This window comes from Mesorhizobium bavaricum (assembly GCF_056781655.1).
This window is the reverse complement of record NZ_CM165566.1, coordinates 5,268,702-5,289,652: the sequence shown is the minus strand read 5'-3', so window position 1 is coordinate 5,289,652 and position 20,951 is coordinate 5,268,702. Positions and strand designations below refer to the sequence as shown.

The 20,951-nt window shown below is 63.2% G+C and carries 20 protein-coding genes and 1 riboswitch; of the genes, 11 read left to right on the top strand and 9 right to left on the bottom strand.

Going from position 1 to position 20,951, the window contains the following annotated elements; all coding sequences use genetic code 11:
• The first annotated feature begins 54 nt into the window (after positions 1-54).
• Positions 55-1,038 (top strand): substrate-binding domain-containing protein, encoded by a 984-nt coding sequence (locus AC1RZR_RS25905; protein ID WP_481826404.1) that lies wholly within the window; start codon positions 55-57, stop codon positions 1,036-1,038.
• Positions 1,039-1,156: 118 nt separating this feature from the next.
• Here the strand turns inward: AC1RZR_RS25905 and AC1RZR_RS25900 are convergent, their stop codons facing one another.
• Complete coding sequence (locus tag AC1RZR_RS25900) at positions 1,157-2,134, bottom strand: nucleoside hydrolase (RefSeq protein ID WP_481826403.1); 978 nt, start codon at positions 2,132-2,134, stop codon at positions 1,157-1,159.
• Between the two features lie 283 nt (positions 2,135-2,417).
• Positions 2,418-2,625, top strand: a riboswitch (cobalamin riboswitch).
• 9 nt (positions 2,626-2,634) lie between these two features.
• Here AC1RZR_RS25900 and AC1RZR_RS25895 point away from each other — a divergent pair.
• The 4 genes from AC1RZR_RS25895 to AC1RZR_RS25880 all read left to right on the top strand — a co-directional run bounded on the left by AC1RZR_RS25895 (position 2,635) and on the right by AC1RZR_RS25880 (position 6,020).
• Entirely contained in the window at positions 2,635-3,120 is a 486-nt protein-coding gene (locus AC1RZR_RS25895; RefSeq protein WP_481829123.1) for a DUF1636 family protein, read from the top strand.
• Positions 3,117-3,905, top strand: a complete 789-nt coding sequence (locus tag AC1RZR_RS25890; RefSeq protein ID WP_477276519.1) for an ABC transporter ATP-binding protein — start codon at positions 3,117-3,119, stop codon at positions 3,903-3,905. The genes AC1RZR_RS25895 and AC1RZR_RS25890 overlap by 4 nt, the downstream gene beginning before the upstream one ends.
• A 46-nt stretch (positions 3,906-3,951) precedes the next feature.
• Positions 3,952-4,899: an ABC transporter substrate-binding protein gene (locus tag AC1RZR_RS25885; RefSeq protein ID WP_481826402.1), complete on the top strand. Its 948-nt coding sequence runs from the start codon at positions 3,952-3,954 to the stop codon at positions 4,897-4,899.
• A 74-nt stretch (positions 4,900-4,973) separates the two neighbouring features.
• A complete protein-coding gene (locus tag AC1RZR_RS25880; RefSeq protein WP_481826401.1) occupies positions 4,974-6,020 on the top strand; it encodes a FecCD family ABC transporter permease in 1,047 nt (348 codons plus the stop codon).
• A gap of 39 nt (positions 6,021-6,059) precedes the next feature.
• Here the strand turns inward: AC1RZR_RS25880 and AC1RZR_RS25875 are convergent, their stop codons facing one another.
• The 6 genes from AC1RZR_RS25875 to AC1RZR_RS25850 are packed head-to-tail and all read right to left on the bottom strand — an operon-like array spanning position 6,060 to position 11,857.
• A complete protein-coding gene (locus AC1RZR_RS25875) occupies positions 6,060-6,995 on the bottom strand; it encodes a phosphatidate cytidylyltransferase (RefSeq protein WP_379106592.1) in 936 nt (311 codons plus the stop codon).
• Positions 6,995-7,657 carry a lysophospholipid acyltransferase family protein gene (locus AC1RZR_RS25870; RefSeq protein ID WP_477276525.1) on the bottom strand — a complete coding sequence of 221 codons (663 nt, stop codon included), beginning with the start codon at positions 7,655-7,657 and terminating at the stop codon, positions 6,995-6,997. The genes AC1RZR_RS25875 and AC1RZR_RS25870 overlap by 1 nt, the downstream gene beginning before the upstream one ends.
• Entirely contained in the window at positions 7,654-8,097 is a 444-nt protein-coding gene (locus AC1RZR_RS25865; RefSeq protein WP_477276527.1) for a hypothetical protein, read from the bottom strand. Before AC1RZR_RS25865 ends, AC1RZR_RS25870 begins: the two co-directional genes overlap by 4 nt.
• On the bottom strand, positions 8,094-9,419 hold the full coding sequence (locus AC1RZR_RS25860; RefSeq protein ID WP_481826400.1) for a phosphatase PAP2/dual specificity phosphatase family protein: 1,326 nt from the start codon (positions 9,417-9,419) through the stop codon (positions 8,094-8,096). The genes AC1RZR_RS25865 and AC1RZR_RS25860 overlap by 4 nt, the downstream gene beginning before the upstream one ends.
• Before the next feature lie 5 nt (positions 9,420-9,424).
• On the bottom strand, positions 9,425-11,209 hold the full coding sequence (locus AC1RZR_RS25855; protein ID WP_481829122.1) for a bifunctional alpha/beta hydrolase/class I SAM-dependent methyltransferase: 1,785 nt from the start codon (positions 11,207-11,209) through the stop codon (positions 9,425-9,427).
• Positions 11,210-11,248: 39 nt separating this feature from the next.
• Positions 11,249-11,857, bottom strand: coding sequence for a CDP-alcohol phosphatidyltransferase family protein (locus tag AC1RZR_RS25850; protein ID WP_481826399.1), 609 nt, complete (start codon positions 11,855-11,857; stop codon positions 11,249-11,251).
• Between the two features lie 263 nt (positions 11,858-12,120).
• On the opposite strand from AC1RZR_RS25850, the gene AC1RZR_RS25845 reads away from it, so the two are divergent.
• From AC1RZR_RS25845 to AC1RZR_RS25830, 4 genes are all read left to right on the top strand, one after another.
• Positions 12,121-12,600, top strand: a complete 480-nt coding sequence (locus AC1RZR_RS25845) for a MarR family winged helix-turn-helix transcriptional regulator (protein ID WP_027038640.1) — start codon at positions 12,121-12,123, stop codon at positions 12,598-12,600.
• Positions 12,597-13,778, top strand: a complete 1,182-nt coding sequence (locus AC1RZR_RS25840; protein ID WP_481826398.1) for an HlyD family secretion protein — start codon at positions 12,597-12,599, stop codon at positions 13,776-13,778. The genes AC1RZR_RS25845 and AC1RZR_RS25840 overlap by 4 nt, the downstream gene beginning before the upstream one ends.
• Positions 13,779-14,085: 307 nt before the next feature.
• Complete coding sequence (locus AC1RZR_RS25835) at positions 14,086-15,618, top strand: DHA2 family efflux MFS transporter permease subunit (RefSeq protein ID WP_481826397.1); 1,533 nt, start codon at positions 14,086-14,088, stop codon at positions 15,616-15,618.
• 113 nt (positions 15,619-15,731) lie between these two features.
• Positions 15,732-16,769, top strand: a complete 1,038-nt coding sequence (locus tag AC1RZR_RS25830) for an isopenicillin N synthase family dioxygenase (protein ID WP_481826396.1) — start codon at positions 15,732-15,734, stop codon at positions 16,767-16,769.
• Between the two features lie 42 nt (positions 16,770-16,811).
• Here AC1RZR_RS25830 and AC1RZR_RS25825 read toward each other — a convergent pair whose 3' ends face one another.
• Both AC1RZR_RS25825 and AC1RZR_RS25820 read right to left on the bottom strand, forming a co-directional pair.
• Positions 16,812-17,327, bottom strand: a complete 516-nt coding sequence (locus tag AC1RZR_RS25825; RefSeq protein ID WP_477276539.1) for a CAP domain-containing protein — start codon at positions 17,325-17,327, stop codon at positions 16,812-16,814.
• Between the two features lie 301 nt (positions 17,328-17,628).
• Entirely contained in the window at positions 17,629-18,852 is a 1,224-nt protein-coding gene (locus tag AC1RZR_RS25820; RefSeq protein ID WP_481829121.1) for a TadE/TadG family type IV pilus assembly protein, read from the bottom strand.
• Between the two features lie 284 nt (positions 18,853-19,136).
• Between AC1RZR_RS25820 and AC1RZR_RS25815 the strand changes: the two genes are divergently transcribed.
• Both AC1RZR_RS25815 and AC1RZR_RS25810 read left to right on the top strand, forming a co-directional pair.
• Entirely contained in the window at positions 19,137-19,961 is an 825-nt protein-coding gene (locus tag AC1RZR_RS25815; protein ID WP_481826395.1) for a DUF2189 domain-containing protein, read from the top strand.
• Between the two features lie 122 nt (positions 19,962-20,083).
• Positions 20,084-20,947 (top strand): dienelactone hydrolase family protein, encoded by an 864-nt coding sequence (locus tag AC1RZR_RS25810; RefSeq protein ID WP_481826394.1) that lies wholly within the window; start codon positions 20,084-20,086, stop codon positions 20,945-20,947.
• The last annotated feature ends 4 nt before the right edge of the window (positions 20,948-20,951 follow it).

Below are 20,951 nucleotides of genomic sequence, written 5' to 3'. Positions count from 1 at the left end.
GCAAGTGGAAGTCAACCAAGGTCTGGCCCCGGCCCGACGAGGAGGAGAGTGAGTATGAAAACCACAAGACAAAGGCGTGCCCTGAAAGTCGCGCTTCTGGCAGGCGCTGGCCTGTGCATCGCGGGAGCCGCCCATGCTGCCGACCCGATGGTCAAGGCCTGCGCCAAGGACGGCCAGTTCATCATCGGCTTTTCGCAGGCGAACAATGCCGAACCCTATCGTCAGCACGTCAACGAGGAGCTGGAGGCGGCGGCCAAGGAAGTTCCCGGCTTCACGCTGCAGATCGCCGACGGCGCCGGCAACGTCAACACGCAGACCTCGCAGGTCGACAATTTCATCACCCAGAAGGTCGACATCCTGCTGATCTCGCCCTTCGAGGCGGCACCGCTGACGCCGGCGGTCAAACGCGCCATGGATGCCGGCATCCCGGTCATCGAACTCGATCGCAAGACGGTCGGCGATCCGGGCAAGGAGTACACCGCCTTCATCGGCGGCGACAATTACAAGATCGCGCTCGAGGCGGGCAAGTATACCGCCAAGACCTTGCTGCCCGACGGCGGCGAAGCAGCGGTGCTCCAGGGATTGCCGAGTTCGACGCCCGCGGTCGAGCGGCTTAACGGCTTCAAGGACGGCGTCAAGGAGAATGCCAAGATCCAGATCGTGGCCGAGCAGGCCGCCGACTGGGTGCCGGACAAAGCCCAGACCGCCTTCTCGGCCATGCTGCAGGCGCATCCCGACATCAAGGTGCTTTATGCCAGCAACGACATGATGGCGGCCGGCGCGCTGCTTGCCGCCAAGGGTGCCGGCAAGGACGTCAAGATCATCGGCACCGATGGCTTGCCGGGACCTGCCGGCGGCATCGAAGCGGTAGCGAAAGGCGACTGGGCGGCGACCTTCACCTATCCGACCGGTGCCAAGGAAGCGATCGAGATGTCGAAGAAGATTCTGCTCGATTGCGCCACTTCGGTGGAGCCGACAGTGACAGTGGAGACGACGGCGATCACGGCGGAAAATGCCAAGCAGATGATGGGGAAGTGAGGGAGCCAGCCACCAAGGTTGGATATGACAAGGCCCCGCGCGGGGCCTTGTTATGTTTTGGAGGCAAGACTAATCCTGCAAGGAATGGCTGCTTCGCGCCTCATGACAGTCGCAGAGATCAGTTCGCCTTGTTCTTGGTTAGACGCTCCAGCGCATCCACAATCAAATCGCAGAATTTTTGATGGTCGAGCTTCATCGCCACGGTGTGGCGGAAGTCGACCTGCTCGCTCGCCGTGCCGCCGAAATGGTGCATGCCGCCCATCTTCTCGAAATTGCAGACCGTCATGCCTTTGGTCCACCGGCCGGCAAGCTCGACGCGGATATCGGCCTTCTCGGTGGTGAAGACGGTCGGGTCGATCATGGCCGCGACGCAGCATGCGTCATGGACGGCGGGATACTCGATCTGCAGGAGGCCACCATGCGTCGTCGCGATGAACTCCCAGATATCGAGGATGAACTTGGCAATCGGGCCGCCTACCGCGCGCACCCGGTCCTGAAGCCCCGTGGTGGCGAGCGCCTGATGCGTCAGGTCGAGCCCCACCATGGTGACGTCCCAGGTGGCCCGGAACACCACGTCGGCGGCGTCCGGATCGGCATAGACGTTGAACTCCGCCGCGGGCGTGATGTTGCCCCTGGTATAGCTTCCCCCCATCGCGACGACCCGTTTCACCCGCTCGACGATGCGGGGGTCCTTGCGCACGGCAAGCGCGATGTTTGTGTAGGGACCGACCGGCACCAGAGTGATCGTCTTCGGCTCATGCGCCATGACGGTGTCGATGATGAAGTCGACGGCGTGCCGCCTATCGAGCTCGAACGAGGCGGGCGGCAGTACGGGGCCGTCGAGCCCGGTCTCGCCGTGGATCTCGACAGCCAGCACCTGATCGATGAGGAGCGGGCCGGGAGAGCCCTTCGCCACCGGTACCTTGATGCCATAGGCGGTGCATACGGAAAGCGCATTGCGCGTGGTGTTCTCGACATTGTGGTTGCCCGAAACCGTGGTGATACCGAGGAGATCGATCTTCGGATTGCCTGCCGCCAGCAGGATGGCGATAGCGTCATCATGCCCTGGGTCGCAGTCCAGGATGATCTTTTCCATATGGCACCTCCTCTGTCGGCCGAGCCTGCCGCGACTACAGACTGCCGCCGCTTGCGCCGTCAAGGTTCTCGCCCTCGGCAACCGTAGTGCCAACTCGCTCGGCCCCACGGCCACCTTCTACCTCCGGCGGCGAGCCCATTTCGAGCAGCTGCCACTGCCGCCGCCGTGTTGCGCGACAAGTGGAGTTGACATCGTCGCGGAATATCGCTTCAAACGTAATGTTATTACATTTGAATGGAGCCGCGACGTCGCAAAAAACCGTTGCGATGCGATCGATGGAAATCTACGCTGGCCCGGTGATGGTCCCCTGGCCGCAAGGCAAGGGGTGAAAAGGGAACACGGTGAGATCCCCAAAGGGTCGAGGCCGTGGCTGCCCCCGCAACTGTAAGCGGCGAGCAAAATCCGTAAATGCCACTGGCCGGCAAGGCTGGGAAGGCAGGATGGCGCAACGACCCGCGAGCCAGGAGACCTGCCATCAGCATGAGTTGACCGGACGGGGTGTGCCGGGAGGAGACGTGGACGTCGGTCTTGTCGGCCGATTCGCCAACATCCTTCCGTCGCCAATCGAGAAAGACGGAAAGTTGGACGGCGCCACAGATCGTATTCACCGCATTATTGTCTGCACGCTTTGCCGCGACGTCCCGACAGGGATCAGGTCGGGTGAAAATTTGTGCTCCGATTTGCGTTCCCGGCTCTCGGCCCACCATGAACCCGCCGTGGCGCATGGCTTCACGGTCGAGGGCGTGGCTTGCATGGCCGGCTGTGCAAGGCCCTTGACGGTAGCCTTCCAGGCATCGGGCAAGGCTGCCTATCTCTTCGGCTCCATCGATGCGCAGGCCGATGTCGTCGATCTCGTGCGATTCGCCAAGCTCTATGCCTCGCTCGCCGATGGCTGGTGCAATTCGGGACAGCGCCCGGCGGGGTTGGCCGGCAAGACGCTGGCCCGCATCCCGGGCCCGGGCAATCCGGCGGGAAACAGCCGATGACAGCGCCGGTTCTCGAAGCGCGTGACCTCAGTGCCATGGCGAATGGCCGGGATCTGGTCCATGCGGTCAGCCTGTCGGTGGCCGCGAGCGATCGCCTCGCCATCATCGGCCCCAACGGCGCCGGCAAGACGACGCTGCTGCGCATGCTGTCGGGCATGCTGCGGCCAAGTTCCGGCGAGGTGAAGCTTGGCGGGCGCCGGCTGGACAGGATTTCGGCCGCCGAGCGGGCACTGCATATCGCCGTGGTCGGCCAGACCGACCAGCCCGATCCGCGGCTGGCGGTGATCGACTATGTCGAGCTTGGCCGGGTTCCGCACGCCGGGCTGAGGCGCAGGAGCGACGAACGCGACATTGTCGTCGACGCGCTGCGCCGGACCGGCCTGCTGCCGCTGCTTGGCCGCACCATCGGCTCGCTGTCGGGGGGCGAGCGCCAGCGCGCCCAGCTGGCGCGCGCCATCGCGCAGGAGCCAAAAATTCTGTTCCTCGACGAGCCCACCAACCACCTCGACCCGCGCGCCCGTGGCGAACTGCTCGAACTCGTGGCCGGCTTCGGCATGACGGTGATCGCGGTGCTGCACGATCTGGCCCTGGTGGCCCCCTTCGCCACCAGGGTCGCGGTGATGAACAATGCCCGCCTGCAAGCGTTCGCCGCGCCGCGCGAAGCGCTGACCCAACAGCTGATCCGCGAGATTTTCGGCGTCGACGTCTTTCGTCTGCGCCATCCGACCGAAGACCGCGAACTGACGGTGTTCGAGGTGCCGAACCGCGCCGCGCCGCCATCCTGATCGAAGCCGTTCCGCCCAATCCCTGTTCAACAAAGGAGCACTTACCTTGAAACGCCTCGCCTTTTCGCTTGTCTTCTCGCTGCTGGTCTCGACAGCCTTCGCCTTCCCTGTGACCGTCGACAGCTGCGGCAAACCGCTGACCTTCGACGCGCCGCCGAAGCGTGCCGTCATCCATGACCTCAACATGGCCGAGATGACTTTTGCGCTGAAACTGCAGCCGTCGATCGTCGGCCTGACCGGCATCACCGGATGGTACAAGGTCGGTCCCGAATTCAAGGCCGAGCAGGGCTCGATCCCTGAACTCGCCCCCAAATATCCGACGCTTGAAAACCTCGTCGCGGTCGAGCCCGATTTCTTCTTCGCCGGCTGGTACTACGGCATGAAGCCGGGCGGCGAAGTGACGCCCGACACGCTTGCCCCGCATGGCATCAAGACGCTGGTTCTGACGGAAAGCTGCGTCCATCTCGACAAGAACCGCCCTGCCGCCTCGATGGACCTGCTCTATGGCGACGTCGAAAAGCTGGGCAAGATTTTTGGCAAGGAGGCTGAGGCGCAAAAGCTCGTTTCGGGCTGGAAGACGCAGCTCGCCGACATCACCGCCAAGGTCGGCGACCGCAAGGGCACGCGGGTGTTCCTCTATGATTCCGGCGAGGACAAACCCTTTACCGCGGGCAAGTTCGCCATCCCCAGCGCCATGATCACTGCTGCTGGCGGTGACAACATCATGGCCGATATGGACACCAGCTGGGGCAATACGGACTGGGAAACGGTGGCCTCTCGCAACCCGCAATTCCTCATCCTGCTCGATTACCAGGACGGCGGCGGCTACAAGAAACTGCTCGATTTCCTGAAGGCGCATCCGGCGATGAAAGAAACGGACGCGGTCAAGAACGAGCGTTTTGTCGCCCTGCGCTATGCCGAGCTGACGCCTGGGCCCGCCAACATCGAAGCGATCGACAAGATCGCCAAGGCGATGCATCCGGAAGCATTTTGAGGCATGTCGCTCAAAAGTGCGCAGCGGTTTTTGCCAACGACATGCACGAAGAAAAGATCTGGGAAGTGCGTCGCATGAGCCCTGATGGACGCGACGCATTTCCAGGCTTGCGGCACAAGGCATTCGCACTCGCCATGATGGCGGGAGCGGCGGCGATCGCCGCGCTCGCCTTGCTGTCGATCGCCTATGGCTCGACGCTGATCCCATTGACGGACGTCGTGGCTTCGCTCGGCCATGCAACTGGGCTGGGTGGGCACGACGTGTCCGGCCCGGTCGGCAAGATCGTCGTCGACCTGCGGCTGCCGCGCACGATCCTGGCCATCTGCGTCGGCGCTGGCCTGGGCGTCGTCGGTGCGCTGCTGCAGACGGTGACCCGCAATGATCTGGCCGATCCGTTCCTGTTCGGCCTGTCTTCCGGCGCAGCTGCCGGCGCGGTTTCCGTCATCACCGTCTTCGGCGACAGTTTTGGCATCTGGACGTTGCCGGTCGCGGCCTTCACCGGCGGCATATTGGCTGCCGGCGTTGTTCTGCTTCTGGTTGCGCGGGTGAGGGGGCAAGGGCCGGAGCGGCTGATCCTCGCCGGCCTTGCCGTGTCGTTCATGTTCACCGCCCTGACCAACTACCTGGTCTTTGCCGGCGATCAGCGCGCCGCCCACTCGGTTCTGTTCTGGACGATGGGCGGGCTCGGCCTGGCGCGCTGGGACAACATCTGGCTCGGCGCGCTGGGTGCGGGCACCATCCTGGCTTATGCGCTATGGAACCACCGCCGGCTCGATGCTTTCCTGGCCGGCGAAAATGCCGCCGAAAGCCTTGGTGTGCCGGTGGCGCGGATGCGCAGGATGACCTTCCTCGTCGCCGCGTTCGCGACGGCGATCCTGGTCTCGGTCGCCGGCGTCATCGGCTTCGTCGGGCTGATGATCCCGCATCTGTCGCGGCCGCTGGCGGGTCCTTTGCATCTGCGGCTGGTTGCCGGCTGCGCGGTCTTCGGCGCGGTGCTTTTACTGGTAAGCGATCTTCTCGCCCGAACCTTGCTGCCGCCGCAGGAACTGCCGATCGGCATCATCACCAGCTCAGTCGGAGCGTTCTTCGTCGTCACCATGCTCATCCGCAACCGGCTCTGATCGCGGTGGGCCCGATCGCGCTGGGCAAGAGTTCCCGCCTCAGACCGTCCAGAAATAGCGCACGATGTGAAAGAAAACCGGGGCAGCGAAGACCAGGCTGTCGGTGCGGTCCATCATGCCGCCATGGCCCTCGATCAGGTGGCCCCAGTCCTTGACGCCCTGGTCGCGCTTGATCGCCGAGGCGACCAGCCCGCCCAGAAAACCCATCGAGCAGGCGATGAAGGCCACGGCTGCCGCCTGCAATGGCGAGAAAGGTGTCACGAAGGACAACAGCGCGCCGAGCAGGCTCGCCGACACCAGTCCGCCGATCAGACCTTCCCAGGTTTTCGACGGCGAGACGTTCGGCGAAAAACGGTGTTTTCCGAAGAGCTTGCCAAAGATGTACTGCAGCACGTCGCTGCCTTGCACGACGATGATCAGGAAGGCGATCAGCAACAGGGTGCGGCCTTCAAAGCCCGGAACATTGAGGGTCAGCAGCGCCGGAACATGGCTGACGCAATAGACCGAGATCATCACCGCCCATTGCTGCGCGGCGATCCGCTCGAGAAAGCGCTCGGTGTCGCCATGCAGCGCGGTGATGGCCGGCATCAGCAGGAAGCAGTAGACAGGAATGAAGATGACGAAGAGCCCGTACCAGGCGGTCCACACCAGCCAGTATTGAAACGGTATGATGATGCCGAACATGCCGAGCAGTACCCAATGGTCGCTGCGGCTTGTATGCGTCAGCGTTACGAATTCGCGCAGCGCCGCGAAGGAAATCAGCGCGAACAGGATGGTCATGCCGTAGCGGCCGAAGAAGAAGGCGACCGTCATCAGCGCCACCATCACCCACCAGGCGTTGATGCGCTGCGTGAGATTGACCAGCGTTGAACTGAGCGGCTTGGGCGCCCGCGCTGAAAGTATGGCGGCGATGATGCTGGCGGTGGTCAGCACCGCGAGCAGGCCGATGATCAGAATGGAAATCTCGTGGCGCATCAATCGTCTCGCTCGGGACGCGGGTTGAGCGCCAGCAGCGTGGCGTGGGCGCGCTCGAGAAAGGCGCGGCGTTCTTCGCCCGGGGCCACCGCCACCGGTGCGCCGAAGACGACGCGGCACAGCAGCGGCACCGGCAGGAACTGGCCCTTGGGCAGCACGCGCGACATGTTCTCGATCCAGCACGGGATCAGCTCGACCTCAGGCCGCGCCATCGACAGATTGTAGAGCCCGGAGCGGAAGGCCAGCAGCGGCTCCTCGGTCATGTTGCGGGTGCCCTCGGGAAACAGAATCAGCGAATGGCCTTGGTCGAGAACCGAGAGCATGATCTCGATCGGGTTTTCTTCAGGTCTCGTCCATTGCCGGTTGATGAGCACTGACGACAGCATGTCCTCGGCGATGAAGCGGCGCAGCCGCGACTTTCCCCAGTACTCGCCGGCAGCAACCGCGTGGGTGATCGCGCGCTCCTTTTCGCTCAGGCAGGCCGACAGCAGGATGAAGTCGCCATGGCTGGTGTGATTGGCGAAATAGATGCGCTGCCGGTCGGATGGCAGGCTGCCATTCCAGATCGGACGCACCCCGGTCACCACCCAGGCCAGCGCCGAGAGGCCAACGGAGGTTGCCGTCTGCAGCAAGGTGAAGGTCTTGAGCGAAAGCTTGTTCATCGCGGCGCCCAAAACCCCGCCGTCAGGAGCGCTGCGGCAAACAGGGCCAGGGCTGCGCGCTGTTTGAACAGCAAGCGACGGGTACCGGCCATGCGATCATCGAGCGGGCGTGTCGTGGACGGCGAAGGTTTCAGGCGCATGCGCTTCAGTATGTCATCCACCGCGGCACCACCGGAAGCCTCGTCATTGTGGCTGGCCATCAGCCGGAACAACAGCGCGTCGAACACCAGAAGCGCCGACAGCGCCAGCACCGCAACCGCGCTGGCGGCCGAGATCGACAGTGGGATGGCCGCGCGCAAAGTCTCGAAAGCGCCGCGCGCCGAAGCAGCGAGGGGCACAAGAATACTGGCGGTCACCACAACCGCAGCCGGCCATGCGGCCTGCTGCATCAGCATGCGGGCGAAGCGATCGGCGCGTTCCTGGTAGGCATTGCCCGTCATGACGCCGCCCGCTCCGTAGCCTCGGCGAGATGAATTGGTCGGCCGGTGGCCATCAGCATCTCGCGGGCAAGCGTCGGCGTCCTGGCTCTGCCGGTCGCCACCAGCCATTCGGCGACAACGCCTGCGCTGCGTTGGAAACCGAGCGCGCAGCAGACCAGCACTGTGCCGTCGCGGCGCGCGCTTTCCAGCGCTCTCGCTGCCTGCTGCTGCACTGTCACCGGCGGCGGCAAGAGATCAGTCATCGGAAAGCTGATCCAGCGGCAGTCCGTTCCCGCCGGCTTTTCAAGTTCGGCGGCAAGGTCGATGACCGTGCCAAAGCCGTTGGCCTCGCTTGCCGTCGGAAAGCGGCCGAGAAAGACGCCATCACTGACGGCGACGCGCGGCGGCAGCTTGCGCGTCCAAATCGCGGCATTCACACCAACGCCCAGCCGGTAGGGCCAAAGCAGAACGCGGCTTGCCAGGGACACATGGCCATCCGCAGTCTTCTGGAACACCTTTTCACCGGCTCCGGCATAGGCGAAGGCGACGATAGCCAGCGCCAGCGCCGGCCAAAGCAGGAAGAGGGCTGTGGCGGACAAAAAGGCGCCGAGCGCGGCGCCGGCCAGCGCAAGGACGGCGCCCAGCGCATAGAACAGCGCCAGCCGGCGCGCTTTCGCATCGCCGGTGAGCCGAGCGCCTGAAAACGGCAAGGCGCCGGTGCGCGGAAACAGCCACAGGGCGAAAAATCCGAGCAGCGCGCCGGTCGGGATGTCGATGAAATGATGTTGCCAGGTCGTCAGCACCGAAGCGCCGATCAGGAAGCACCAGCCATGCCAGAGCGGCAGGAGGAGGCCGCCGAGCCGGTGGCGCCAGTGATCCCAGATGATCACCAGCAGAGCGATGTGCAGCGAGGGCGCCTGGTTGAATGGTTTGTCGAAACCGCCAAGCACGGCAAACAGGAAGCCAGGCAGGCCGGTCGTTGCAGGCCGTACGAACGTCGCGGTCAGCGGGAACAGGATGAAACAGGCAACGGCGACGATCTGCGCGGTGAGATAGCGCCCGGCCAGGCGGTCGACGCCTTGCCTGCTGTCGTTGAGCAGCAGCGACAGTCCGTAGAACAGGTTGATCGACCAATAGGGCACGATGGTCCAGGCGAGGAAAGGGATGCTGTGCTCCCAGGAGAACACGATGCTGCCGACATCGTCGCGCCGCGATGCCAGCCAGTTGGCGAAGCCGTAGGAGAGGTAGAAGAACGGCGCCAGGAAGGCCAGCCAAAGGGCTGCCCTGACGACCACCCGGCTGTAAGGCTCAGTGCGCACCGTGGATGCAAGCGATGACACCATCCTGTTCAGCGGCGCCTTGCGACCGAGACAGTGAAGATGCCCCATTGGTCGATGCGCTGGTCGAGCTTGTCGAAACCGGCGGCTTCGATGAGCTGGTCCATCTCGCCTTGCGTGCGCCGGCGCATGACCCAAGCCTGGCCGCCGCGATGCGAGGTCAGGCTGCGGGCGATCATCTCGAGCTGCGGATGCCACGGCTGGTTGGTGTAGAGCAGCAGGCCGCCCGGTTGCATGGCATGGGCAAGCCCGCCGAGCGAGCGGGCGATCATGGCGTTGTCTGAAAACAGCTCGTAGAGGCCGGAAACGATGGCGAGATCGGGCGCCGGATCGATCGAGGCGAGCATGTCGGCATCGAAGGCGTCGGCGCGCTGGAACGAGACGCTGGCCGGCAACTGCCGCGCGGCGATCAGCTTGCGGCCAAGCTGGACATTGAGGTCGGAATAATCCTGCAGGCGCACGCTTGTCGGCTGGTCCGGGCTCTTCACGATGGCATCGAGAACGTAGCGGCCATGGCCGGCGGCGATGTCGAGAATGTGCGCCGGCCGGCCGGCGGCCTTCAGCGTCGCCAGGCAAGAGGCGATCAGCTCCTCGAGATGCAGCTTGCGCTGGCGGATGCCGCGCCAGCCGATGGCTTCCAGGAAGATGCGGTCGACGACACGGCCAAGAGCTGTAAGGCCCCTCGCGTCGTTCTCGTAGACGTAGTCCAGCGTCGAGCCGGAATCGAAGCCGGTGGTGATGCCCGCCTTCATACCCGACGAGACCCAGGCGCCCATGCGGATGGAGGCGCGGCTGACTGCCCAATAGAGGCCTTTGGGCGACAGCAGATCGAGCGGCGAGGCAAGCCGGTCCGCCTCGTCGCGCGTGTAGCCGGCGATATCCGCCTTTGTCAGGTCGACCGGCGCATCCGGTGCGGCGAACTGCTTGGCCAGGAACGGACGGATCAGGTCGAGGGCCTGCGCCCTGTCGCGCTCGCCCAGCGTGTCGTGGAAGAAACCCGGCAACACATGGCGCTCCTTGGTGCGGCTGCCGAGATTGACGAAGAACTCGTGCTGCGGGCCATGGCGCACCACCCAGTCGCTCCCTGAAAGCAGAAGCTGCGTCGGCACGGTGATGGCGCGGGCGTCCGCAACGATGCGCGCCGCGTGCTGGTAGAGCTCGACTAGGATGTTGGAGGCGATCGGCCGCGTGATCAGCGGATCGGCCTCGAAGGAGGCGATGCGCACGGGATCATGGGTCAGGAACTTCGCCTTGACGTAGGAATTGACGAAGAAGCGGCCCTTGAGCTTCTGCCAGAACGCGATGCCTTCCTTGGCGAAGGGCACGTAGAGTTTGACCGAAAAGGCCGGTGAGGCCAGCACCATGGCACGCAGCTTGGGCGCATAGTCGTGCACCCAGGCGGCGGCGAGCACGGCGCCGAAGGATTGCGCGATCAGCGCGACATCCTGCGTGGTGAAGCCGTCCCTGGCGGCGATCTCGCGCATGAAGCAGTCGATGTCGCGAACCAGGGCAGAAAAGGAAGGGGCATAGCCGCGTTCGCCGGACGAGCGGCCATTGCCGCGGGCATCCCAGGCGTAAAAGGCGTGGTCCGGCATCTGCAGTTCGTCGACGAGATGAGCCATGCGACCGCCATGCTCGTGGCCGCGGTGGAAGAGCACCACCGCGCCCTTGGCATCGGCGGAAGCTGCCGGCCAGTACCGGTAGAAGATCTCCGTCCCGTCATGGCTGCGGAAGACACGCTCTTGGGCTTGCCGCTCAAGGCTTCCGGCAGTCGCGGTGGCGATCGGTTCGTGCATCATGGTCTTTCCCTCTGGCGGCATGGCGAGCCTCGATGCTCAACTGGCGCTGCCAATAAGGCCGGCGCGTATCCGGTTTATGGCGGTCAACAGCGAAAGCGTTGCCATGGCCGGAAACACAAGCGAGGCGATGGATGCCGGCCAGAGCCCGGCGGCGCACAGCACGGCGACCACGCCCAGCGCCAGCGCCCGGTCGCTCTTGCCGAATGGCCCGGCATAGTTTCGCCCGATCCTGGCGGGGATACCGAGCACGCCGGCAAACTCGGCCAGCACAGCTGATATGGCGAAGGCGACGACGCCCCATGGGCTGAACTGTGGGAAGGCGGCGAACGGCAGGATCAGCGCAAGGTCCGAAACGACGTCGCAAAGCTCGTTCAGGTACATGCCAAGCGTCGAGGCCTGCCCGTGCTCCCGCGCCAGCATGCCATCGACGGCATTCAGCGCCATGCGAACGAACATCACCACGGGAATCAACAGCAAAAGCGAGCGCCAGTCATGCAACATCGCGATGGCCGTTCCGGTCGCGATCGACATCAGGGCTGCCAGGATGGTTATGCTGTTTGCGGTGACCCCGATTGCCGCCAGCCGGTTGACCAGCGGTCGCAGCCTTCCCTGGAAAGCCGGCTTGAGAGCGTAAAGCGTCGGCATTTCGTTGATCCCCCGATCCTGATCTGCGGCTGTACATCAATATGTCACACGCGACCAGAGCATAGACCGCTGCGGCCGGTACCGCGCCTCTCCAGTGCGCGCATCCGACGTGGCGGATGCGGTCACGCCGACTGCCATGGCCACCGGCCAGACGTTCACCAATTGCTAACCATGATTGCTTAGCACGGCAGTCATGCACATTTGCCGGCTTCCGATGCGACGAGCATCTTGAATAATAAGCACGCTTATTATATATGCCGCTCATGGTTTCTGATGGCATAGACAGATTGGGCTTCTTGATCCACGACGTGCAGCGGCTGATGCGCAAGCGCTTCGAGGCGAGGGCCAGTGGTTTGGGGCTTTCTTCGGCGCAATGGCGGCTTCTGGTCCGCGTTGCCAAGGAAGACGGTGTCGCGCAGGCGCGGCTGGCCGAACTTCTCGAAATCGAGCCGATCAGCGTGTCGCGTCTGGTCGACCGCATGGAGGAGGGTGGCTGGATCGAGCGTCGCTCCGACGCCGCCGATCGCCGCGTCCGCATGATCTTCCTGACGCCCAAGGCGAGCGACGCCTACGCCGTGATCAAGAGCATTGCCGGAGAAGTCTATGAGGAATCGCTTGTCGGCGTGAAGCCGGAAGCCCGTCGTGTCCTCATCGAAGGGCTGGAGGCGATGGTCCGCAACCTGACTGACGACGAGACGCCGTCCATTGAAAAAGTCAAGAATACAGAGGGCGCAGCAGCATGAACGCCGCAGCCAAGATAGACAAGAAGGTGACCGACCTGGAAATGGAAGCGCCGGCGCAGCCGGCCGCGGCTCCGCTGGCGGTTGCTCCTCCGGTGCAGCCGGCCCCGCCGCCGGTAAAGAAAAAGCGCCGGCTGGGCCGCTCGTTGCTGATGCTTGCGCTGCCTGCGGCACTGGCTATCGGCGGCGGTTACGTCTGGGTTACCGGCGGCCGCTACCAGGAGACGGAAAACGCCAATCTGCAGCAGGCCAAGGTGTCGATCGCTTCCGACACGGCGGGCCGCATCGTTCAGGTCGATATTGCCGACAACCAACTGGTCAAGCAGGGTGATGTGCTGTTTGCCATCGACCCGGAGCCCTACCGGATCGCACTGGCCCAGGCCGACGCGGCGGTGGCGGGCGCGCGTCTCAATGTCGAGCAACTGCGTGCTGCTTATGGCCAGTCGATGGCTCAGCAAAAGTCCGGTGCCAGTGAGGTTGCCTTCGCCCAGTCGCAGTTCGACCGCGCCGCCGACCTTGCCCAGAAGGGCATCAACGCCAAGTCGTCGCTAGACCAGGCCAAGAACGATCTCGACAAGGCCAAGCAGCAACTGGCCGTTGCCGAGCAAGGCATCATCAGCGCCAAGGCAGCACTTGGCGGCAATCCCGACATCGAGACCGACAAGCACCCGACCGTGATGGCAGCGCTCGCCGCGCGCGACAAGGCGGCCTACGATCTGGAGCAGACCACGGTCAAGGCGCCGGCTGACGGCGTCGTCAGCCAGGCCTCATCGTTCAAGGTTGGTCAGTATGTCGGTTCCGGCACGCCGCTGTTTTCGCTGGTCGAGACGGGCGACACCTGGATCGAAGCCAATTTCAAGGAAACCCAGCTGACCCACATGACATCGGGCCAAAAGGCCGAGATCGTGGTCGACACCTATCCGGGGCGCACCTTCGAGGCGACGGTAAAGGCGATCGGCGCCGGCACGGGTGCAGAGTTCTCGCTGCTGCCGGCCCAGAATGCCACCGGCAACTGGGTCAAGGTCACGCAACGCATTCCGGTGCGCCTGGAGTTGACCGATGCCGACGCCAAGATGGCGTTGCGCACCGGCATGAGCGCGACCGTTACGGTCGATACCGGCGTGGCGCGCGGGTTTCCCGCCATATTTGGCCACGCCACGGCTGGCGAGGCAGCGAAGTAAAATCGGCGGAAGCCCGCGGGGAACCAAGCGGGTGGAAGCGAGTGGCAGGGGTTGGTCTGATGGGAGGGGTGAGGAGGATCAGCGTTTGGACCGAGCCGCATCGCGACTTGATCGAGATCTGAACGACACGGACCCGTCGGTCCTCATGTTTCCGGGCGGCAGGCATCCGCTCAATCGAGACTTTCGGTCGATGTAACCCCCACATCGACAAATCGCGTCCCACCGCGATGAGGGTCTCTCAACGGAAGGCTTTGCCGCCCGGAAACCCACCGTACACGATTTTGTTACCTGCCGGAAGTTCCGCATCATGAGCACGCCCGAACCGTTCAAAGAAGTGCCGCATCGTGGCCTGATCACGGTCGCGCTCATGCTGGCGACGATCATGCAGGCGCTCGACACCACGATCGCCAACGTCGCGCTGCCGACCATGACCGGCGATCTCGGTGCCTCCCCGGACAACATCAACTGGGTGCTGACGTCCTACATCGTTGCCGCCGCCATCATGACGCCGGTCACCGGTTGGCTGGCCGACCGCTTCGGCCGCAAGGAACTGTTCCTGACGGCGGTGGTCGGCTTCACGCTGTTCTCGATGCTGTGCGGCATCGCCTGGAGCCTGGAGAGCATAGTGTTCTTCCGGCTGATGCAAGGCGTGTTCGGCGCCGCGATCGTGCCGTTGTCGCAGACCTTCCTGCTCGACATCAACCCCAGGGAACGGCATGGCCAGGCGATGGCCATCTGGGGCGCCGGCATCATGCTGGGGCCAATTCTGGGCCCGACACTCGGTGGCTGGCTGACCGAGAATTTCAACTGGCGCTGGGTGTTCTTCATCAACCTGCCGGTCGGCATCGTCGCCTTCCTCGGCATGGCCGCCTATTTGCCGGCTGTTGCTCGCCGGGTGCGCGGTTTCGATTTCTTCGGCTTCGCCATGATATCGCTCGGCGTCGGCGCGCTTCAGTTGCTGCTCGATCGCGGCGGCGAGGTCGACTGGTTTTCCTCGAATGAGATCTGGATCGAGCTTGGTCTTTCGCTGACCGGCTTCTGGGTGTTCATCATCCACACGGTGACGGCCGAACATCCCTTCATCGATCCCAAGATATTCCTCGACCGCAATTTCGTCACCGGGCTGGCGTTTATCTTCGTCATGGGTGTGCTCATCCTGGCGAGCATGTCGCTGCTGCCGCCAATGCTGTCGACCATCTTCGGCTATCCGACCATCACCATTGGCGTTGTCCTTGGGCCACGTGGTGTCGGCACGATGATTTCGATGCTGGTCGTCGGGCGGCTCATGAGCAAGATCGACGCCAGGATCCTCGTCGTCATCGGCTTTCTGCTGACCGCGCAATCACTTTACACAATGTCCAGCTTCACGCCGCAGATGGACAACTGGCTGATCATCAGCTCCGGCGTCATCCAGGGCCTGGGAATGGGAATGGTGTTCGTGCCGCTGTCGACTGTGGCCTTCGCCACGCTTGACGTGCGCTTCCGCACGGATGCCACGGCCTTGTTCAGCCTGGTGCGGAATCTTGGCTCGTCCATCGGCGTGTCGGTGGTGACGGTTCTGATGGTGCGCAACACCCAGGTCAATCACACCGAGCTTTCGGCGTTTATCAATCCGTTCAACCCCAATCTGTGGGCGGTCTCGCCGGCGGCCGCAAGCGGCGATCCAATGGCGCTTTCGGAGGTTGATCGTATGGTCAATCTGCAGGCGATGATGATCTCCTACGTCAATGACTTCAAAATCCTCATGGTAATGACCCTGATTTCCATTCCGTTTGTTTTCCTGCTGCGCAAGCCAAAACAGGCGCCGGCCGGTGGCGCACCAGCCGCACACATGGACTGACCTGCCAGAGGCGCTGGCATTGCCCTTCCAGCGCAATGTCCTCTAGCCAACATTGCTTGGCTCAGGGACTATCGTGTTCGTCCTGGGCAGTGCCGAGGCTGGAGACGATAGCGATGCAAAAGCCTGCATTCCCGGTTTTCGATCTCGGGCGGTTCGAAAGCGCCGACGCCGAGAAGAAAAAAGCGCTCGGCGCCGACGTCGACCGCATCTGCCGCAGTACCGGCTTTCTGGCCGTGACCAACCATGGAATTCCCCAGGCCGTGATCGACGCGGCATGGTCGAAGGCGCGCGCTTTCTTCGACCTGTCGCCGGAGGAAAAGCAGCGCTCGAAGGCGCCTTACAAAGGCTATCCCTACGGCTACCTCGGACCGGAGCTCGAAGCGTTGGCCAAATCACGCAATGTCGACACGCCGCCGGACCTGAAGGAGAGCTTCAGCGGCGGACCGCTCCGCGTGCCGCAAGGCATGAACGACCCGCAAGCACTGGCCTTCTGCTATGCGCGGACCATCTGGCCGCAAGCGCCTGACGGCTTCGTCGAGGCCTGGAAGGCCTACTATGCGGCGCTCGAGGATCTGGCCGTGCGCATCATGCGTGTTTTCGCTACGGCGCTCGGCTTGCCCGAAAACTATTTCGACAGCTTCCTCGATGCGCCGATCAGCGCTCTGCGGGCTCTCAACTATCCCGAACAGCATGCTGCACCGAAGCCCGGCCAGATCCGTGCCGGTGCTCACACGGATTACGGCAGCCTCACCATCTTGTTGCCGCAGGCCGGATCGCGCGGCCTCGAGATCATCACCCCGGACGGCGCGTGGACTGAAGTGCCGCCGATACCGGGAGCGTTCGTCATCAACATCGGCGACTTGATGGCGCGCTGGACCAACGATCGCTGGGTTTCCACCGTGCACCGCGTGGTCAATCCAGCGGTAAAAGAAGGGCCAGCGGCAAAAGAAGGGCCGGCCGCAAAAGAGGGGCCCCCGGCGGAAGAGGGCAGCAAGGACCGGCGCCAGTCCATGGCTTTCTTCCATCAGCCGAACTGGCACGCCGAGATCAAGGTTCTGGATGTATGCCTTGCCGATGGCGAGGCGGCGAAATACGAGCCGGTTCTGTCCGGCCCCTATCTCATGGCGAAGTTCAAGGCGACGACCAAATAGGGCGCCTGCGTGCGGATACCGGGACGCTTCTCATTTCCCGAGTTATTTCCCGAGCACAAGGCTCCAGTAGCGGATGGCGCTGTCGCGGCCGTCGCGCGCATAGGCGAGGCCAAAGCGGGTGAAGCGCTGGTCGAGCATGTTGCGGCGATGGCCGGGCGAATGAACCCAGATGTCGAAAAGTTTCTGCTGGTCGAAGCGGCCTTCGGCGATGTTCTCGGCGGCCGCGCCTGCGATGCGATTGTCCTTGACGCGCGAGGCGAAATCCTTGCCCCAGCCGGTGGTGTGGCTCATGCGGCGGCGCTGCGCCATGTAGCCGGCCTGCTGCAAGGCGGCCTGCTCGAGTTGCGGGTCGGCGACCAGCGGCGCTAGTCCCGCCGAGGCGCGGATATTGGCCAGCGTGCCGGTGGCGGATGAGGAGACGCCGGCGCCGTCGCCGGTCGGCAGCGAAATGGTGCTGCAGGCGGCGAGCCCGGCCAGTGCCGCGAGGCCGAGGCCTTTCAGCAGCATTCGCCTGTTCAGATTCGGAATCGGATGGGTTTCGATTTTGGCAATGGTCATGCCCATCTGAAATACGCGCGAACATGGCTTTTGCCGGGCAGGACGGCGAGAATTGCGAACTGCGCAGCGATTGGACCCGTTGTGCTGGTCGGAAGGTGATTTACTACACGTGGCCGGCTATTCTTGGATGGTCCGTCACTGGTGACGAATAAAGCGAAGCGGCAGCGTCACGTGTTTGCGTCCGCCCTAGTCGCGTTGGCATCCGACTGATGCGCCTCGGTGTCCACAGCCAACGTGTCGATCGAGACGTGTGAGCGGCCGGCTCCGCCGAGCCGTCAGGTCAAAACGTGGGAGGCGGCTGTCATTTCACCAGAGTGATCATCCGGTCGGCATACATTGCCCGATTGCCAAGCGCCGCCGCGCAGTCCGACTTGACGGATGAGTTTCCGGTCATCTGCACCGTCATGCCGACAAGCCTGAGACAGTCGCCCTGGCCGCTCATATCAGAGTTGCCGGCGTAGGAAATCGGCGCGTCCGGCGCGTAGATGAAACCGCTGAGTGCGGAACTTGCGCCGCCATTCAGCGTCAAGGCGGACGTATTCCCGTGATCCTGAAAAATGGTGATGCCGGCATAAGCGCCGCTGCTGGGCGGGGATAGGTTCACCGTCTGGTTGGCATTGATGTAGATATTCGAGCTTTCCATGAGGAATATGGTCACGCCCTGGCCAGTCAGGCTGCCGTTCCCCCCCGGCTTGATGGTGGTGCCGCGCATGATGTAGACGCCTGGAGCAAGCGTGATATCCCCCGACAATGTCTTGTCGCAGTAAGTGCCGGGCGACAGCGTGTAGGTTTTGCCGTTTGGGACCGGCAAACACATTGTGTAGGGAGGAGGAATGACGTCAGCCAGTGGATCAAAAGACGCGTATTGATGTTCGTGCGGCGTTCCGCAGGTGAGATTGGCGCTGGGTGGCAAGAGCCCGCTGGTGCCGCCGACGGTTGAGACGCAGCCCGCTGAAACCTGTGCGGAGCCGCCCCTGTTGACGGCATCGGATGCGTCCGAGTTCGCCGCGATCACGCAACTGTCCATCGAAACATTGGTCGAGCCCTGCAGGTTCACGGCGGCGGACGCATGCGGATCGAGCGCCAGCACGCAGGCCTGTGCGCCAGGTTTTATCTTGACCGAGGCCGTGCGGTAGGCCTGCCAGGGGGCCGCGCTGCCGATGAAGCTTGGGCGGCTTATGCTGGACGACAGCGAGATAAAGTAGGCGCTTGGGCTGCCGCTGGCCGTTGCCGCGAATGCGGAGACACTGCCCGAATATTCCTGCTGGTCGGCCGCGCTCAAGTTTGCGGCGAAGAACTGCAGCCCAAGCTGCCGAACATCGCCAGCAGTCATATCGGGAGAGAACTTCGTGCCGATGGCTAGCCCCGCCGCGTCCAGGGAATTCTGTAGTTGCGAGGCGTCATGGTTCGTGCCGACAAGATCCATGGCGCCGGCCACGCCAAGTATCATCGGTATCGTCGCTACGACGGTCGCCATGGCAAAGTTGCCGCGCTCCGAAGACCAGAAGCCTCTCAATAGTGACATCGCCCCTCGCCAAAACTTGTAAAGCCAAGCGATACGCCAGGGGTCTCTACGCCCCATTTCAGTAAATGCTAAAATGTGAATTGCTAAAATGCAGTGCAATGGTTGGCCAACCGAAAGCCTGCAAAGGGCATATGAGAGGCGACAGGGAGCACATCGAGGAACTGCTCCAAGCCATTGACGCGACGACAGCCAGCGCCAAATCTGTTATCGTGACTTCGTTCTTGAAGTGGCAGCTATGGGCGGCCATCCAGGCGGTGACCGCCCCGACACACGGGAGGAAGGTTATGGCCGGCTTTTGTGTCATGGCGGACGCACGCGGAATGCACGTGCAGCCCACGGTGCGCCACATCACCACGGCGGATCTCAGGGACGCGTTGCGCCTCGGCGCCGAGGATTTCTGGGCAAAACCGTCGCACTACGTGTTTCTTTGCCTGATCTACCCCGTTGTCGGCCTGATCCTGACGCGATGGACGTCCGGCGCCAACGCCATCCAGCTCATCTATCCCCTGATGTCTGGCTTCGCCCTGGTCGGGCCGTTTGCGGCCCTCGGCCTTTACGAGATCAGCCGCCGGCGCGAACTCGGCATGAACACCTCCTGGCGGCATGCACTCGACGTGCGCCGTTCGCCGGCGATCCCGTCGATCGCGGTGATCGGTATCATGCTAGTGGCGCTGTTCTTGTTGTGGCTCTACACCGCGCAGTCGATCTACATCGCCTTGTTCGGCGACCAGCCGCCGGCATCGATCGGCAGCTTTGTCCGCGAGGTGCTGACCACCGGCAAGGGCTGGACGCTGATCCTCGCCGGCAACGCCGCCGGTTTTGTCTTCGCCGTGGTTGTGCTTGCCACCACGGTGGTTGCCTTTCCGCTGTTGCTGGACCGCGATGTCGGCGCCGTTTCGGCAATCGAGACCTCGGCGCGCGCGGTGATGGCAAACCCGCTGCAAATGGCCTTGTGGGGGCTGATGGTCGCCGTGCTGCTGGTGATCGGTTCGATCCCGCTGTTTGCCGGGCTCGCCGTGGTCATGCCGGTGCTCGGCCATGCCACCTGGCATCTCTACCGCAAGGTGGTGGAGCCGGAGCGGGTACAGCAAATCCGGCGACCGATGTAACGAAGCCGTCTGGTTCTGGCCGCCGACGAGCACGCCCTGGAGCGCCTGACAAAGAGCGCCTGACAAAACCCGAGACGTCCGGTGTCGGGCGCTCTCAATGACCAAGTGACCGAGACTGAGCCATGGCGTGCAAACTGCTGGGATTGCTCAAAAAACCTGTCTGGCTGATCTGCCTTGGCATTGCTGGCTATCTCGATATCGCGCTGGCAAGCGCCGACCAGCCGGTGCAGTTTGAAAGCGCGGCTGTGAGGCCGACGCCGTTTCAGGAACGCATTGCGCAACAAAACGGGCAAGTGCTCAAAGCTGTCCCAGGCACGCCATTGAACGGGTATCTGACGCGGCCGCCGGGTGAAGGACCGTTCCCAGCTATCGTCCTTCTCCACGGATGCGCGGGCATGTTCCCGAGTGCAAAGGAACTCTGGCCCAAACGACTGTCTTCTTGGGGATACGTCGTCCTCGTTGTCGACAGCTTCAGCACGCGCGGCATTCATGATACCTGTAATGGCCTCCTTGCTGATCGCGTCTATGACGCCTACGGCGCTCTGGAATTCCTGTCAAAATACAGCTTTGTCGACCCGTCGCGCATCGCGTTGATGGGGTTCTCCGCCGGCGGGATCGCAACGCTCGAGGCCGTGCAACTTGGTGGCGCCGAGCGGCTTATGGAGCGCAAATTCAAGGCAGCGATTGCCTACTATCCGAATTGTTCCGTAGCGAATGGCGACATGGCAGTCCCGACCTTGATTCTTGCTGGCGAGCTTGACGATTTCAGCCCCGCCAAGAAATGCCAGGAGATGATGGCGCAGCGCAGCGGCAAGGGAAGCGCCGTGCAGCTTGACGTCTACCCCGGTGCTCGTCATGCATTTGACTCCCCGGAATTCAAGACTGGCATCGAGGCCTATGGTCACCGGATTGAGTACAATGCGGCTGCAGCGGATCAATCGATCCGCGACTCTCATGCATTTCTGAAAGAAGTCTTCGGCGGCTGACAGC